Raw genomic sequence first — 13,744 nt, forward strand, 5'->3', positions numbered from 1 at the left:
GCGCCGACCTATTCGCTCGCGGTTGCGACCGCCGACCATTCGGGGGGACCGACACCAGATGGCATCCCCCGAAACGCGCACCGCAGAGGCCGCCTCCGCCGGTGACGTCCGCTCCTCGTCGCCCGCCTCCGCAGGTCGCGAATCGGCCACCCCTCGCGGTGTCCTGTGGTGGGTCCGCACCTCCGCCGACTTCGCCAGAAGCCCCGAGGGCCATGCCGCACTGCTCGGCTTCTTCGGCGCGATCATGATCATGTTCGGCGGGTTCGGCGCGGGCAGCGTCCGCAAGCGGGACCCGCTGCTCGAAGCCATGCACCTGTCCTGGCTGCGGTTCGGCCACGGCTACGCGCTGTCGACCATCTGCATCTGGATCGGCGTGCTGCTCATGATCACCGCGTGGGTGCGCCTCGGGCGCGCCACGATCGGCACGGGCGACCGGACCGACGCCGAGGTGACGCTGAACGAGTTGCGCGCCATCGTCGGCATCTGGATCGCGCCGCTGCTGTTCGCCGTGCCGATGTTCAGCCGCGACGCCTACTCCTACCTCGCACAGGGCGCGCTGCTGCGCGACGGCTTCGACCCATACCAGGTCGGTCCGGTGGCGAATCCCGGTGTGCTGCTGGACAACGTGAGCCCCGTGTGGACCACCACCACCGCGCCGTACGGCCCGGTGTTCCTGCTGCTCGGGCGCGCGATCACCGCCGTGACCGGCGACAACGTGGTGGCGGGCACCATCGCGATGCGGCTGGTCATGCTGCCCGGCCTGGCGCTGATGATGTGGGCGGTGCCGTATCTGACCAAGCACCTCGGCGGCAAGCCGACCGTCGCGCTGTGGCTGGCGGTGCTCAACCCGCTGGTACTCATCCACCTGATCGGCGGCGTGCACAACGAGATGCTGATGGTCGGCCTGATGTGCGCGGGTATCGCGCTGGTGCTGGAGCGCCACCATGTTGCGGGCATCGTCGTCGTCGCCATCGGCGTGGCCATCAAGGCCACCGCGGGTGTGGCGCTGCCGTTCCTGGTCTGGATCTGGATGTTGCACGAACGCGAACGCCGGGCCGCGCAGCGGGTCGGGCGCGACCCGGCGCACCTGCCCGCCAGTGAGCAACCCGGAGACGCCGCGGAGCCCACCGAGGACATGCCGCATCCCGCACTCATGTTCGGCAAGATCGCGGGGCTCGGTCTGAGCGTGTTCGCGGTCGTCTTCGTCGCCGCCTCGGCCATCGCGGGCGTCGGCATCGGCTGGCTGACGGCGTTGTCCGGGTCCAAGAAGATCATCAACTGGCTGTCGCTGCCGACCGTGATGGCGCACGCGGTCACCTGGATCACCCCGCTGCGGCTGGAATCGGTGCTCGAGGTGACCCGCGCGATGTGCGCGCTGGCCCTGGTCGCGGTGCTCGCGTGGACCTGGTGGCGGTTCCGGCACAGCGAGCGGGAGGCGGTGCTCGGCATCCTCATCGCGTTCGTCGCGATCGTCATCCTGTCGCCCGCCGCACTGCCCTGGTACTACTCGTGGCCGCTGGCGCTGGCCGCCGGGTTCGCGCTGTCCACCACGACGCTGATGGCGCTGGTCGGCTTGTGCACCTGGCTCATGCTGGTCTTCCAGCCGGACGGTTCGATCGGCCTGTACAACTTCTGGCACGTCGTCGCCGCCACCTTCGCCGCGGTCGTGGCGGCGCTGTCGCTGCGCACGGTGGACCCGCTGCGCCTGCGCGCCACGCCGCCGGGCGATGTCGCGGCCACGCCCGGCGAGGCCACCGCTTCGCGCGCCGCCACACCATGACCGAGGACCGCCTACCGGGTTCCGCGCTGCTGCCGCTCGCCTACCGCGAGTGCAGGCAGATCGCGGCCACCCATGGCCGCACCTATTTCCTGGCCACCCGGCTGCTGTCGGCCGAACGACGACCCGCCGTGCACGCGCTGTACGCGTTCGCGCGCATGGTGGACGACGTCGTCGACCGGGCGGGCCGTCCCGCCGCGGCACACGATCGCGACCCGGCCGCGGAACTCGATCTGATCGAACGGGACCTGCGGGCCGCACTGGAATCGCGCCCCGGCAGCGCGAGCGCGGCACCGCACGCTTCTTCCGCCGACCGGCAGAACGACCGGAGCTGGGAATCGGGTCCGCGGCCGCGCGCCCTCGTCCTGGCGGCGGTCACCCACACCATCCACCGTTATGACATTGCCGCGCAGCACTTCTGGACGTTCCTGGATTCCATGCGAATGGACGCGCCGGGCGCCCCGGCGTTCCGTAATCGCTACGCCACCATGGCGCAGCTGCGCGAATACATGCGCGGCTCGGCGGCCGCGATCGGCTTGCAGCTGCTGCCGGTGCTCGGCACGGTCGTCCCGGTGTCCGCGGCCGAGCCCGCCGCCGCCGCGCTGGGCGAGGCGTTCCAGCTGACCAACTTCCTGCGCGACGTCGCGGAGGATCTCGACCGCGACCGCGTCTACCTACCCGCCGACGCCCTCGCCGCGTTCGGCGTCGACGACGCCCTGCTGTTCGAATGTCGCCGCACCGGCCGGACCGATCCGCGCGTCCGACGTGCCCTCGCCCATCTCATCGCGGTCAACCGCGACCTCTACCGCCGCGCCGAACCCGGCATCGACCTGCTCGAACCGCGAGTACGCCCCGCCATCCGCACCGCGGCCACCCTCTACTCGGACATCCTGCACCACATCGAGCGCAGCGACTACGCCGTCTTCGGCCACCGCGCGGTAGTCCCCCGCCACCACCGCCTCCGCATAGCCGCCACCGAATTCACCACCGCCACACTCCGTGGCCGCCTCACCCGCTGACCACGGCCCCGATTCTTTCGGCACTGGTCCGATTGCAGCTTCACGATCCATCCCTCCTCCGAGCGACGGCCCGGACAAGACGCCACCATCAGCGCCCCGCCACCGCCAACGAGGCCTCGCCCTGTCCAACGTAAGAGCACCAGCCCAACCTCCGAGCGCGGCCGAACCGACACGCCGCGCCGCGGTGCCGCCAGCGAGGACCTCCAGGCCGCTCGGCAACCGCGAAACCCCTGGTAGCGACGTCACCACCCGACACAACCACACACACCTCGACCACAGGATCCGAGCGACGCGACACCGAGCACCACCACGCAAGCTCAATAGAACAGGCACAGCAGCCGCACCGATGCCACCCCCACGGAAATCAGCCCTGCGACAACCGCGAAACCCCTGGTAGCGAGGTCACCACCCGACGCACACCAGCTCAACCACAGGATTCGAGCGCAGCGAGACCGCGCATGCGCCGCGCAAGCCCGGTAGAACCGGCACAACAGGGGCAGCAATCCCACCAGCGCGGACCTCGGGCCCGCGGCAACAGCGAAACCCCTGGTAGCGAGGTCACACCGGACGCAAGCACACCACCTCGACCACAGGTTTCGAGCGAAGCGAGACCGAGCCTGTTCCGTTCGCGGCCCGCGAGCCACAAGAGGGCCGCGAACACGCCGCGCCCGCGCGGCCAAAAACTCAGAACGGATCCGCGGCGGCCCGGCGCAGGACTTCGCGGGCAAGGGGCCCGTGCAGGGCGTCGACCGGCTTGCCGGGCAGGGTGTCGTCGTCGGTGAAGATCCACTCCAGGATCTCCTCGTCGGTGTACTTGGCGTCGCGCATCACGGTGATCAGGCCGGGCAGCGGCTTCACGACCGCGCCGGTGTCGTCGAAGAACCGCTCGGGGACACCCGCCACGCCTTCTCTGCGGACGGCGATCAATTGATGGTCGCGCAACATCTGGTGCACCCGGGTTACCACAAGCCCGAGTCGCTCGGCCACCTCCGGCAGCGACACCAGGGTCACCGACTGCGGAAGGACGTCGTCACTGCAGGGAAATGCACTCACCCGGACAACGGTAGACGGTCGCGCGCCGCACGTCGTGAGACACCCGGGGTGGTGCGAGTCGATACCATCGTGGGGGCCGCACGGAGCGGCTGACTTTGTGAAAGCCGGAGGACTTCTCTTGATCGGCCAGATGCTGGAAGGGCGCTATCGGATCGATGCGCCGATCGCCCGCGGCGGAATGTCGATGGTCTTCCGCGGGGTCGACACCCGCCTGGACCGGCCGGTCGCCATCAAGGTGATGGATCCGAAGTTCGCGGGCGACCCCCAGTTCCTGTCCCGATTCGAGTTCGAGGCGCGCGCGGTCGCCAAACTCAAGCATCCTTCTCTGGTCGCGGTGTACGACCAGGGCATCGACGGCGATCACCCCTTCTTGATCATGGAGCTGGTCGAGGGCGGCACGCTGCGCGAGTTGCTGCGCGAACGCGGCCCGATGCCGCCGCACGCCGTGCGCGCTGTCGCCGAACCCGTACTCGCGGCCATCGGCGTCGCGCACTCCGCGGGACTGGTGCACCGCGACATCAAGCCGGAGAACGTGTTGATCTCCGACGCGGGCGAGGTGAAGATCGCCGATTTCGGTCTGGTGCGCGCGGTGGCGGCGGCGAACACCACATCGGCGAGCGTCATCCTCGGCACCGCCGCCTATCTGTCGCCCGAGCAGGTCACCAGCGGTTCCGCCGACTCGCGCAGCGACGTCTACTCCTTCGGCGTGCTGATCTTCGAGTTGCTCACCGGCCGGGTTCCGTTCACCGGCGACACGTCGATCTCGGTGGCCTATCAACGCATCGAGAACGATGTGCCGAGTCCGAGCGCTTTCATCTCCGGGGTACCGCCCGAGTTCGACGAACTGGTCGCCAAGGCGACCGCGCGCGAACCCGCGCACCGGTTCGCGGACGCGAACGAGATGGCGGCCGCGCTGCGGCTGATCGGCGCCGAGCTGCGGCTACCCGCCTATCGGGTGCCCGCGCCGCAGGACTCCGCCGAGCATCTCAGCGCCGGCTACCGAGCCGTGCAGCCGGATCGCGACGACCAGCCCGGCTTCGCCGGGGCGTCTGCCCACCCGCCGCAGCCGGTGCAGCACACCAGAGTGGTCACCGCCCAGCGGCCCCGCATCGACCATGACGCGCCGGATGCTTACGACCGGCCGCAACCGGTGCGCCAAGCGCATCCCGCGGCGCCGTATCCGCCGTATTCCGACGACATCAACCGCTCGCGGCGCACGGTCTGGGTATGGGTGGCCATCGTCGCGGTTCTCACACTGCTGGTCGGCATCGGCGGCTGGTGGCTCGGTGTCGGCCGCTATTCGGCGGTGCCACCCATCGCGGGGCTGGACACCGACAAGGCGGTCGCCACCCTGCAGAATGCCGGCTTCGAGACCGAGATCCGCCAGAAGGCGTCGGACGCGATCCCGGTCGGCGGCGTGGTCGGCAGCGACCCTTCGGCCGGATCCAAGATCACCAAAGGGTCGACGGTCGCCGTCCTGGTCTCCAACGGCAAGCCGAAGGTGCCGGACGTCAAAGCGGGTGACCAGGTGTCGAAGGTCAACCAGTTGATCCGGGACAACGGCCTGCAACCGGTCGACGCGGGCGAGGTGTCCAATACCGCGCCCAAGGGGACGGTCGCCCGGGTGGAACCGAACCCGGGGACCGTGCTGCCTCTCGGCGCGCAGGTGAAGGTATACCGCAGCAAGGGTTCCCAGCCGGTGAAGGTTCCCGACGTGCGCGGCAAGTCGACCGACGAAGCCACCAAGATCCTCACCGCCGCCGGCATCGCGGTGCGTGAGACCAAACCTCAGTTCGACCGCAGCGTCGAGGCGGACAAGGCCATCGGCACCCAGCCGGGCGCGGGCGCAACCATCCAATCGGGCGACGGCGTCGTCCTGCTGATCTCCAACGCTTTGAAGATGCCCGACGTCCGCGGGTGGACCGTGGCCAACGCCCGCGCCAAGCTGGAGAGTCTCGGTTTGCGGGTCGAGGTGAAGCAGTTGGCGCGCGCGGACAGCTCCCTGGTGGTCTCACAGACTCCGGCCATCGGGGTCAACCTGGAGGCGGGCGACACGGTCACCATCGTGGCCCTTCCCTAGCGGAAAGCGCACCGGCCGCGGGGTCAGGGAAGACCGCGCGGCCGGGGATCGGACCTCAGCGCAGCATTTCGGCGACGAGGAACGCCAACTCCAGCGACTGCTGAGTGTTCAGCCTGGGGTCGCAGGCGGTCTCGTAGCGGCCGGACAGATCGAGGTCGGAGATGTCCTGGGCGCCGCCGAGGCATTCGGTGACGTCCTCTCCGGTGAGTTCGATGTGCATGCCGCCGGGATGCGTGCCGAGCGCGTGGTGCACCTCGAAGAAGCCCTGCACCTCGTCGACGATGCGGTCGAAGTGGCGGGTCTTGAAGCCGGTGGACGACTCGTGGGTGTTGCCGTGCATCGGGTCGCACTGCCAGATCACCTGGTGACCGGTGGCCTGCACCTTCTCGATGATCGGCGGCAGCACGTCGCGGACCTTGCTGTGGCCCATGCGGGACACGATGGTCAGCCGGCCCGGCTCGTTGTTCGGGTCGAGCCGCTCGACGTACTCCACGGCCTGCTCGGGCGTGGTGGACGGGCCGATCTTCAGGCCGATCGGGTTGGCCAGCAGTTCCGCGAACGCGATGTGCGCGCCGTCGAGCTGGCGGGTGCGCTCGCCGATCCAGAGGAAGTGCGCCGACAGGTTGTAGAGCACCGGCTCGCCGATCGCGTTCTCGCTCAGGCGCAGCATGGCGCGCTCGTAGTCCAGCACGAGCGCTTCGTGGCTGGCGTAGATGCGGGCCGACTTCAGGCTCGGGTCGTTCACCCGGCACGCGGTCATGAACCTCAAGCCGCGGTCGATCTCCTCGGCCAGCGCCTCGTAGCGCGCGCCAGCGGGCGATTTGGCCACGAAGTCGCGGTTCCAGTCGTGCACCTTGTGCAGGTCGGCCATGCCCGCGCCGGTCAGCGCGCGCACCAGGTTCATTGCCGCACTCGCGTTGGCGTAGGCCCGGACCAGGCGCGACGGGTCGTGCTCGCGCAGCGCGGCGTCGGCGACCAGCGAGTTCACCATGTCGCCGCGGTAGGACTTGAGCCCGCGCGAATCGGTGTCCGAGGAGCGCGGTTTGGCGTACTGGCCCGCGATCCGCGCGACCTTCACCACCGGCAGGCTCGCGCCGTAGGTGAGCACCACCGCCATTTGCAGAAGAGTACGAATATTGCCGCGAATGTGCGGCTCGGTGTTGTCGGCGAAGGTCTCCGCGCAGTCGCCGCCCTGCAGGAGGAACGCTTCACCGCGGGCCACCTCGGCCAGCTGGCCACGCAGCTCCTCCACCTCGGCGGGCACGCAAATCGGCGGGACGCTCTCCAGCACTGTGCGCATGTTGGCCGCCTGCTCCGGATCCCAGGACGGCTGCTGCAGCGCGGGCCGCGCCAGCGCGTCGTCCAACCGCCTGCGCAGCTCGGTGGGCAGCGGCGGCAGTTCCGGCAGGCGATCGATGGGTACGTCGACGGTCCAGTTCACGAGTTCAGAATACGGACCGCACGCCCCGTGGGGACACCCAGTCCCAGGGCTGGAATCGCTCCACCCAGGGTGAATGTGTTCTGCCCAGCGGGTGCCGCCGCGGAGCAACACCGTGTGGTTCGATTTGTCGTCTTCAGCGCCATCGCGGAATTCGAGGATTTTCGGTGGCCCGACTTGATACCGGCGATATGACGAAAATCCATTTCCGAAGGATTCTTCTATCCAGTTTCCAGGGCAGGATTCTCTCCTTGCCACACGGCCCTCGCGCTCGTACCCTCCGTGCACGACCTTCTACACTGCATACGAGAACACCAGCCATTCCGCACCCAATTGCTGCCGAAATCCCTGCCAGCGCAGATATCAGAGAGGCACAGTGCTTGAGATATTTTTATGACTGCGAATTCATCGAGGACGGAGTGACCATCGATCTGGTCTCCATCGGCGTCGTCTGCGAGGACGGCCGGGAGTACTACGCGGTGTCCACCGAATTCGATGCCGAACGTGCGGGGCCCTGGGTGCGCAAATTCGTACTGCCGCAGCTGCCTTCGCCCTCCTCTCCGCTGTGGCGCAGCCGCGACCGGATCCGCGACGAGCTGTACGCGTTCCTGGTGCCGCGGCCGACCGTGCAGCCGGAGTTGTGGGCCTGGGTGTCCGCCTACGATCACGTCGCCCTGTGCCAGTTGTGGGGCTCGATGGTCGATCTGCCCAACGCGCTGCCGCGCTACACCAACGAATTGCGCCAGCACTGGGAGTCGCACGGCCGTCCCGAACTTCCGCCGATCCCGCCGGACGCGCACGACGCGCTCGCCGACGCCCGGCACAACCTTGCCAAATTCGAGGCAATCGAGGCCGCACGCCGCGCGGCGCCACGCCTCTGACATAGGCGGCATAGACGCGAAAAGGCCCCGAGTCGTATTCGACTCGGGGCCTTTCCGTGGCCGGGGCGTCAGTGGCCGTGCTTGCCGTTCGCCGCCTCCTGCGCCTGCTGCAGCACCTTCAGCTGCTTGTGCTCTTCGGCGTGCTCGATCTCGAAGTGCCGATCGCTCTCCTCCTGCGGATCCGCGCGCAGGAAGCTGCCGGTGCCGGGCTTGCCTGCCGAACCCAGCTTGCTCATCTTCTTCGGCACGGGCGCGCCCTGGTACTCCAGCGGGATCGGGTGGCCGTGGTCGTCGACCGGGCCGAGCGGCTGGTGCACCTCGATGTACTCGCCGTGCGGCAGGCGCTTGATCACACCGGTCTCGATACCGTGCTCGAGCACCGCCCGGTCGCTGCGCTGCAGGCCGAGGCAGAACCGGTAGGTGAGGTAGTACGCCACCGGCGGGGCGACGAGCAGGCCGATGCGGCCGATCCAGGTGGTCGCGTTCAGCGAGATGTCGAACTTCAGCGCGAGGATGTCGTTGACGCACGACAGCGTGAGCACCACATAGAACGCGATGGCCATCGCGCCGATCGCGGTCCGGACCGGGACGTCACGCGGACGCTGCAACAGGTTGTGATGCGCGGTGTTGTCGCCGGTGAGCCGCTTCTCGATCCACGGGTAGGCGATCAGCACCGTGAACACCAGGCCCATGATCAGCGCGACCCAGAAGACGGCGGGCACGGTGTAACGGCCCAGGTACAGCTCCCACGGCGGCATCAATCGCGCCATGCCGTCGGTCCACATCATGTAGAAGTCCGGCTGCGAACCCGCCGACACCTGCGACGGGTTGTACGGACCCAGGTTCCAGATCGGGTTGATCTGGAACACGCCACCCATGATGCCCACGATGCCGAGGGTGAAGGCGAAGAACGCGCCCTGGTCGGCGGCGAACACCGGCACGATCCGGGCGCCCACCACGTTGTTCTCCGTGCGGCCTGGGCCGGGGAACTGGGTGTGCTTCTGGTACCACACCAGCGCCACGTGCGCGGCGATCAACGCCAGGATGATGCCGGGGAACAACAGCACGTGCGCGATGTAGAGCCGCGGAATGATGATCTCGCCGGGGAAGTCACCGCCGAAGATCAGCCAGTGCATCCAGGTACCGACGATCGGGATGCTCATGGTGATACCGCCGAACGCGGCCCGCAGGCCGGTGCCGGAGAGCAGGTCGTCGGGCAGCGAGTAACCGAAGAAGCCCTCGAACATCGCCAGGATCAGCAGCAGCGAGCCGATCACCCAGTTCGCCTCACGCGGCTTGCGGAACGCGCCGGTGAAGAAGATACGGAACAGGTGGATGATGATCGACGCCGCGAACAGCAGGGCCGCCCAGTGGTGGACCTGGCGGACGAACAGACCGCCGCGGACCTCGAAGGTGATGTTCAGCGCGGTCTCGTAGGCGCGCGACATGGTCACGCCGCGCAGCGGCTGGTAGGCGCCGTTGTAGACGACCTCGCTCATCGAGGGATCGAAGAACAAGGTCAGGTAGACGCCCGACAGCAGCAGGATGATGAAGCTGTAGAGCGCGATCTCGCCGAGCAGGAACGACCAATGCGTCGGGAAGACCTTGTTGATCGACCGCTTCATGAACGCGGCGGCGCGGTAGCGCTCGTCCGCCTCGCTGGCTTGGGCTGCGACTGAAGGACTCATGAACGGCGCTCCCAGTAGGCCGGGCCGAGCGGCTCGATGAAGTCGCCGTTGGCGACCAGGAAGCCCTCAGCGTTGACGGTGATCGGCAGCTGCGGCAGCGCGCGAGCGGCGGGACCGAAGACCGGCTTGCCCCACTCGGTCGCGGAGAACTGCGACTGGTGGCAGGGGCACAGGATCCGGTTGGTCTGCTGCTCGAACAGCGAGGTCGGGCAGCCGAGGTGGGTGCAGATCTTCGAGTAGGCGAAGTAGTCGCCGTAGTTGAAGCTCTCCTGACCCTTGCGCTTGATCGCCTTCTGCGCGTCCTCGGTACGCAGGCGGATCAGCATGACGGCGTTGCGGATGCCGCGCAGCGACTGCAGGGTCGCGTGCTCGTCACCGCGCCACTTCTCCTTCCACGGGAACACCGTCTCCATGGCGCCCGCGTCCAGGTCCTCCGGACGCACCAGCACCACGTCCTCCGGGCGACCGGTGTCGCGGCGGATGTAGATGGTCTCGCCCGGGTAGTCCGGGGTCCAGCCGGAGACCCACAGCGGCGACTTGTCGCCCTTGGCCCACGGGTTCTTGATCAGACCGCCGACGAACACCAGCAGCGCGCCGACGCCGAGTACACCGACGCCCGCGCCCGCGGTGCGGGTGATCATCTTGCGGCGGCCGAGCGTGGAGGTGTCCAGCGCGTCCTGCAGCTCGGCGACCAGGGTGCGGCGCTCGACCTCCGGCGACGGACCGTCGTGCCGCTCCTGGATGGAGAGTTCGGCGGGGATGAACAGCTTGCGGATCAGCACGACCGCGACGCCGATGACCAGCACCGAGATGCCGAAGGTCAGGCCGACCAGCGGGGTGAACAGCGAGTAGAGCCCGTGGCCCTCCTCGTCCTTGGCCTTGAACTCCCACGGCCAGAACAGGAACACACCGACCAGCGCCGCGGCCGCGATGCCGGACACGGCGAACCAGAAGGTGACCGCGCGCTCGGCGCGCTTCTCCGCCCGGGTCCCGGGGATCGGGAAGCGCTCGCGGCGGTAGGCGACGTCGACGCCGTCGCGCTCGGTACCGAGCTTGACCAGCTCGTCACGCGACATCTTGTCGAGGTCCGCCTCGGTGGGCTCCGCCGGGTTGGCGTTCACCGACTGCTCCTTCGACAGATGCGCGTCGTGGCCCTCATCCGGCCGACCCATGTCGTCTCGCTCCTTCTCGCTATTGCTCATGACCTGGATCCGATCCACATCGCGGCGCCGACGACGAGCGTGATGCCGACCACCCAGATGGCGAGGCCCTCGGTCGCGGGACCGAACCCGCCGAGATCCCAGCCGCCCGGGCTGTGCTCCTCGGTCGCGTTCTTGACGTAGGCGATGATGTCGCGCTTCTCCTCCGCGCTCAGCTGGCGATCGGAGAACTTCGGCATGTTCTGCGGGCCGGTGATCATCGCGGCGTAGATCTGCTGCTCGCTCGCCGGCTCCAGCGGCGGCGCGAACTTACCGGAGGACAGCGCGCCGCCGCGTCCGGTGAAGTTGTGGCAGGACGCGCAGTTCATGCGGAACAGCTCCGAGCCGCGGGCGATGTCGTCGCCGCGCATCGACTCCTGGGCGACCTCGCCGTTGGCGTCGCGGACCACGGTCGGACCGCCGCCGTGGGCAGCCACGAACGCGCTCAGCGCGTCGGTCTGGTGGGCGTCGAACTTCGGCGGCTTGCGCTGCGCCTGGGCCTCGTTACGGGCCATCGGCATGCGGCCGGAGGACACCTGGAAGTAGACCGCGGCCTCGCCGACGCCGATCAGGCTGGGACCACGGTCGGCCACACCCTGCAGGTTCGCGCCGTGGCAGGTGATGCAGGACGTGTCGTAGAGCTGCTCGCCCTCGCGGATGAGCGCGGACTGGTCCTCGTGCGCGGTGGCCCGCTGCGGGTCCGGCGTGAGGGCCGATGCCAGGAAGCCTGCTCCGACGAGGCCCACCAGCAGCGCAAGTCCGCCCGCGATGCGACGGCGAACGCGCCGCTGCCTGCGCGTCTTGCTGGCCTGGCCGTTCCCGGGGCTGGCGGGCTCTGGCGCTGACGGGGGAGATGAACTCATCTGTGTCCCTTTGGAGTAGACGGAACCGACTTGTGCGAAAGATCTCGGGTCGCGCCGCGCCCGCCGAGGCGGCGCGGCGACCACGATCAGCGGACGAAGTAGATCGTGGCGAACAACCCGATCCACACGATGTCGACGAAGTGCCAGTAGTAGGAGACGACGATCGCGGCGGTGGCCTGCGCGGGGGTGAACTTGCTGACCTTGGTGCGCATGAGCAGGAACACGAACGCGATCAGACCGCCGATGACGTGCAGACCGTGGAAGCCGGTGGTGATGAAGAACACCGAGCCGTAGGAGCTGCTGGAGATCGTGGTGCCCTCGTGCGCGAGGTTCATGTACTCGTAGCCTTGGCCGCCGACGAAGAACGCGCCCATGATCAGAGTGATGACGTACCAGCGGCGCAGGCCGAACACGTCGCCCTTCTCCGCGGCGAACACGCCCATCTGGCAGGTGAACGACGACGCGACCAGCACGGTCGTGACCGGCACTGCGAGCTTCAGGTTCAGCTCGGTCGGCTCCGGCGGCCAGTTACCGTGCGCCTGGGCGCGGGCGACGAAGTACATCGCGAACAGGCCGGCGAAGAACATCAGCTCGCTCGACAGCCAGATGATGGTACCGACGCTGACCATGTTGGGCCGGTTCAGCGAATGCACACGCTGGGTAATGGCCGATCCTGGGGTCCCTACTGCGGTCGTCACGGGGGTAAGTATGACTCGTCGTAGTACGACGGCAGTAGCCGGGTACGAAACTCGTTCCTCCGTGTCGGAAAACGCAGGGAGAGCGGGCTCTCGACCAGGCAGGGCCGGTACGAGCCGGATGCGCGAACCGGGAACGAGTCGCACGCGCGGACGAACGCCCGGCCAGCATGACAGGCGAGGGTAAGGAGAAGCTGAGATGAAGGTGAAGGCGACGCCGGGACTGTGGCGACGACTGTTCCGGCGGGACCGGGACACCGCTCTCGACCCGGACCGGGCGGACCTGGTCGTGGTCGCGTCGAGCTTCGACGACGCGGAGGCGTGTTCGGCCGCGCTGGCGCGCGCGACGGGGCTGGCACCGGATGCTCCCGCCGTGCTGCGGCATCACCTGCGCATCCCGCCCCGGCACGTACAGGCCGTCTGCGCGATCGCCGCGCAGGACGGCTACTCCCCCGCACCGCAGGTGAGCGGCCCGGGCACCGACGAGTTCGAGCCGCTGATCCTGCGGCGCGTGCAACTGCTCGACGCCCTGCACTGCTCCCAGGAGCGCTCCCGCATGGTCGGTCTCGCCCAACGCCACGACGGCCACGCCGACGGCTGGGACGCCCTGCAACCGAGCCCGCAGCCGTAACAGCCCCGCCGACCCGGGTTCCCCGACGACTCCGGCAGCGACAACTCGCGCGTGGGACGAAGCCGTGGCCGAGCGAACACAACTCCCGAACCGCGCGCCCCGCCCCGGCCTCGACCACCAACGCGCCCGGCGCACCCCAACCACGTCTTTCGAGCGAAGCGAGACCGAGCATCCGCCGTTCGCGAGCCACAAAGGGGGCGACAACTCACGCGCGACGAAGCCGTGGCCGAGCCAGCACAACTCCCGAACCGCGCGCCCCGCCCCGGCCTCGACCACCAACGCGCCCAGCGCACCCCAACCACGTCTTTCGAGCGAAGCGAGACCGAGCCTGTTCCGTTCGCGGCCCGGGGGGGGGGTTGGGGGGGGCCGGCGGGGGGCCGGAGGGGCTAACGGGCGGGGGGCCCAAACCCGCCCCCACGG

The 13,744-nt window shown here is 68.7% G+C and carries 11 protein-coding genes; 5 read left to right on the forward strand and 6 right to left on the reverse strand.

What is annotated here, in order from left to right; translation table 11 throughout:
- The first annotated feature begins 58 nt into the window (after positions 1-58).
- Together ACIHAX_RS34335 and ACIHAX_RS34340 are read left to right on the forward strand one after the other, a co-directional pair.
- Complete coding sequence (locus ACIHAX_RS34335; RefSeq protein WP_355079595.1) at positions 59-1,780, forward strand: alpha-(1->6)-mannopyranosyltransferase A; 1,722 nt, start codon at positions 59-61, stop codon at positions 1,778-1,780.
- Positions 1,777-2,796, forward strand: coding sequence for a phytoene/squalene synthase family protein (locus ACIHAX_RS34340; RefSeq protein WP_355079593.1), 1,020 nt, complete (start codon positions 1,777-1,779; stop codon positions 2,794-2,796). The genes ACIHAX_RS34335 and ACIHAX_RS34340 overlap by 4 nt, the downstream gene beginning before the upstream one ends.
- 684 nt (positions 2,797-3,480) lie before the next feature.
- Here the strand turns inward: ACIHAX_RS34340 and ACIHAX_RS34345 are convergent.
- Complete coding sequence (locus ACIHAX_RS34345) at positions 3,481-3,849, reverse strand: Rv2175c family DNA-binding protein (RefSeq protein ID WP_355079591.1); 369 nt, start codon at positions 3,847-3,849, stop codon at positions 3,481-3,483.
- A 118-nt stretch (positions 3,850-3,967) separates the two neighbouring features.
- Here ACIHAX_RS34345 and pknB point away from each other — a divergent pair, with 118 nt between their 5' ends.
- Positions 3,968-5,929: a Stk1 family PASTA domain-containing Ser/Thr kinase gene (pknB, locus tag ACIHAX_RS34350; RefSeq protein WP_364437197.1), complete on the forward strand. Its 1,962-nt coding sequence runs from the start codon at positions 3,968-3,970 to the stop codon at positions 5,927-5,929.
- A 55-nt stretch (positions 5,930-5,984) separates the two neighbouring features.
- On the opposite strand, the gene ACIHAX_RS34355 is transcribed toward pknB, so the two are convergent.
- A complete protein-coding gene (locus tag ACIHAX_RS34355; RefSeq protein ID WP_355079587.1) occupies positions 5,985-7,370 on the reverse strand; it encodes a class II 3-deoxy-7-phosphoheptulonate synthase in 1,386 nt (461 codons plus the stop codon).
- 377 nt (positions 7,371-7,747) lie between these two features.
- Here ACIHAX_RS34355 and ACIHAX_RS34360 point away from each other — a divergent pair, with 377 nt between their 5' ends.
- Positions 7,748-8,248, forward strand: a complete 501-nt coding sequence (locus ACIHAX_RS34360; protein ID WP_355079585.1) for a polyadenylate-specific 3'-exoribonuclease AS — start codon at positions 7,748-7,750, stop codon at positions 8,246-8,248.
- 68 nt (positions 8,249-8,316) lie between these two features.
- Here the strand turns inward: ACIHAX_RS34360 and ACIHAX_RS34365 are convergent, their stop codons facing one another.
- The 4 genes from ACIHAX_RS34365 to ACIHAX_RS34380 all read right to left on the reverse strand — a co-directional run bounded on the left by ACIHAX_RS34365 (position 8,317) and on the right by ACIHAX_RS34380 (position 12,696).
- Positions 8,317-9,936 (reverse strand): ubiquinol-cytochrome c reductase cytochrome b subunit, encoded by a 1,620-nt coding sequence (locus ACIHAX_RS34365; protein ID WP_364437202.1) that lies wholly within the window; start codon positions 9,934-9,936, stop codon positions 8,317-8,319.
- On the reverse strand, positions 9,933-11,108 hold the full coding sequence (locus ACIHAX_RS34370) for a ubiquinol-cytochrome c reductase iron-sulfur subunit (RefSeq protein ID WP_355079687.1): 1,176 nt from the start codon (positions 11,106-11,108) through the stop codon (positions 9,933-9,935). Before ACIHAX_RS34370 ends, ACIHAX_RS34365 begins: the two co-directional genes overlap by 4 nt.
- A 26-nt stretch (positions 11,109-11,134) precedes the next feature.
- Positions 11,135-11,998 (reverse strand): cytochrome c, encoded by an 864-nt coding sequence (locus ACIHAX_RS34375; protein WP_355079581.1) that lies wholly within the window; start codon positions 11,996-11,998, stop codon positions 11,135-11,137.
- An 86-nt stretch (positions 11,999-12,084) separates the two neighbouring features.
- Positions 12,085-12,696, reverse strand: a complete 612-nt coding sequence (locus ACIHAX_RS34380) for a heme-copper oxidase subunit III (RefSeq protein ID WP_039797061.1) — start codon at positions 12,694-12,696, stop codon at positions 12,085-12,087.
- A 196-nt stretch (positions 12,697-12,892) separates the two neighbouring features.
- Between ACIHAX_RS34380 and ACIHAX_RS34385 the strand changes: the two genes are divergently transcribed.
- Positions 12,893-13,324 carry a hypothetical protein gene (locus tag ACIHAX_RS34385; protein WP_364437207.1) on the forward strand — a complete coding sequence of 144 codons (432 nt, stop codon included), beginning with the start codon at positions 12,893-12,895 and terminating at the stop codon, positions 13,322-13,324.
- The last annotated feature ends 420 nt before the right edge of the window (positions 13,325-13,744 follow it).

Source organism: Nocardia sp. NPDC051929 (assembly GCF_044548645.1).
Lineage (GTDB): Bacteria > Actinomycetota > Actinomycetes > Mycobacteriales > Mycobacteriaceae > Nocardia > Nocardia sichangensis.

What these genes read in the sequence shown, in the direction of transcription:
- ACIHAX_RS34335 (WP_355079595.1), top strand. Translation starts at nt 59, where the DNA reads ATGGCATCCCCCGAAACGCGCACCGCAGAGGCCGCCTCCGCCGGTGAC.
- ACIHAX_RS34340 (WP_355079593.1), top strand. Translation starts at nt 1,777, where the DNA reads ATGACCGAGGACCGCCTACCGGGTTCCGCGCTGCTGCCGCTCGCCTAC.
- ACIHAX_RS34365 (WP_364437202.1), bottom strand. Translation starts at nt 9,936, where the DNA reads ATGAGTCCTTCAGTCGCAGCCCAAGCCAGCGAGGCGGACGAGCGCTAC.
- ACIHAX_RS34370 (WP_355079687.1), bottom strand. Translation starts at nt 11,108, where the DNA reads ATGGGTCGGCCGGATGAGGGCCACGACGCGCATCTGTCGAAGGAGCAG.
- ACIHAX_RS34375 (WP_355079581.1), bottom strand. Translation starts at nt 11,998, where the DNA reads ATGAGTTCATCTCCCCCGTCAGCGCCAGAGCCCGCCAGCCCCGGGAAC.
- ACIHAX_RS34385 (WP_364437207.1), top strand. Translation starts at nt 12,893, where the DNA reads ATGAAGGTGAAGGCGACGCCGGGACTGTGGCGACGACTGTTCCGGCGG.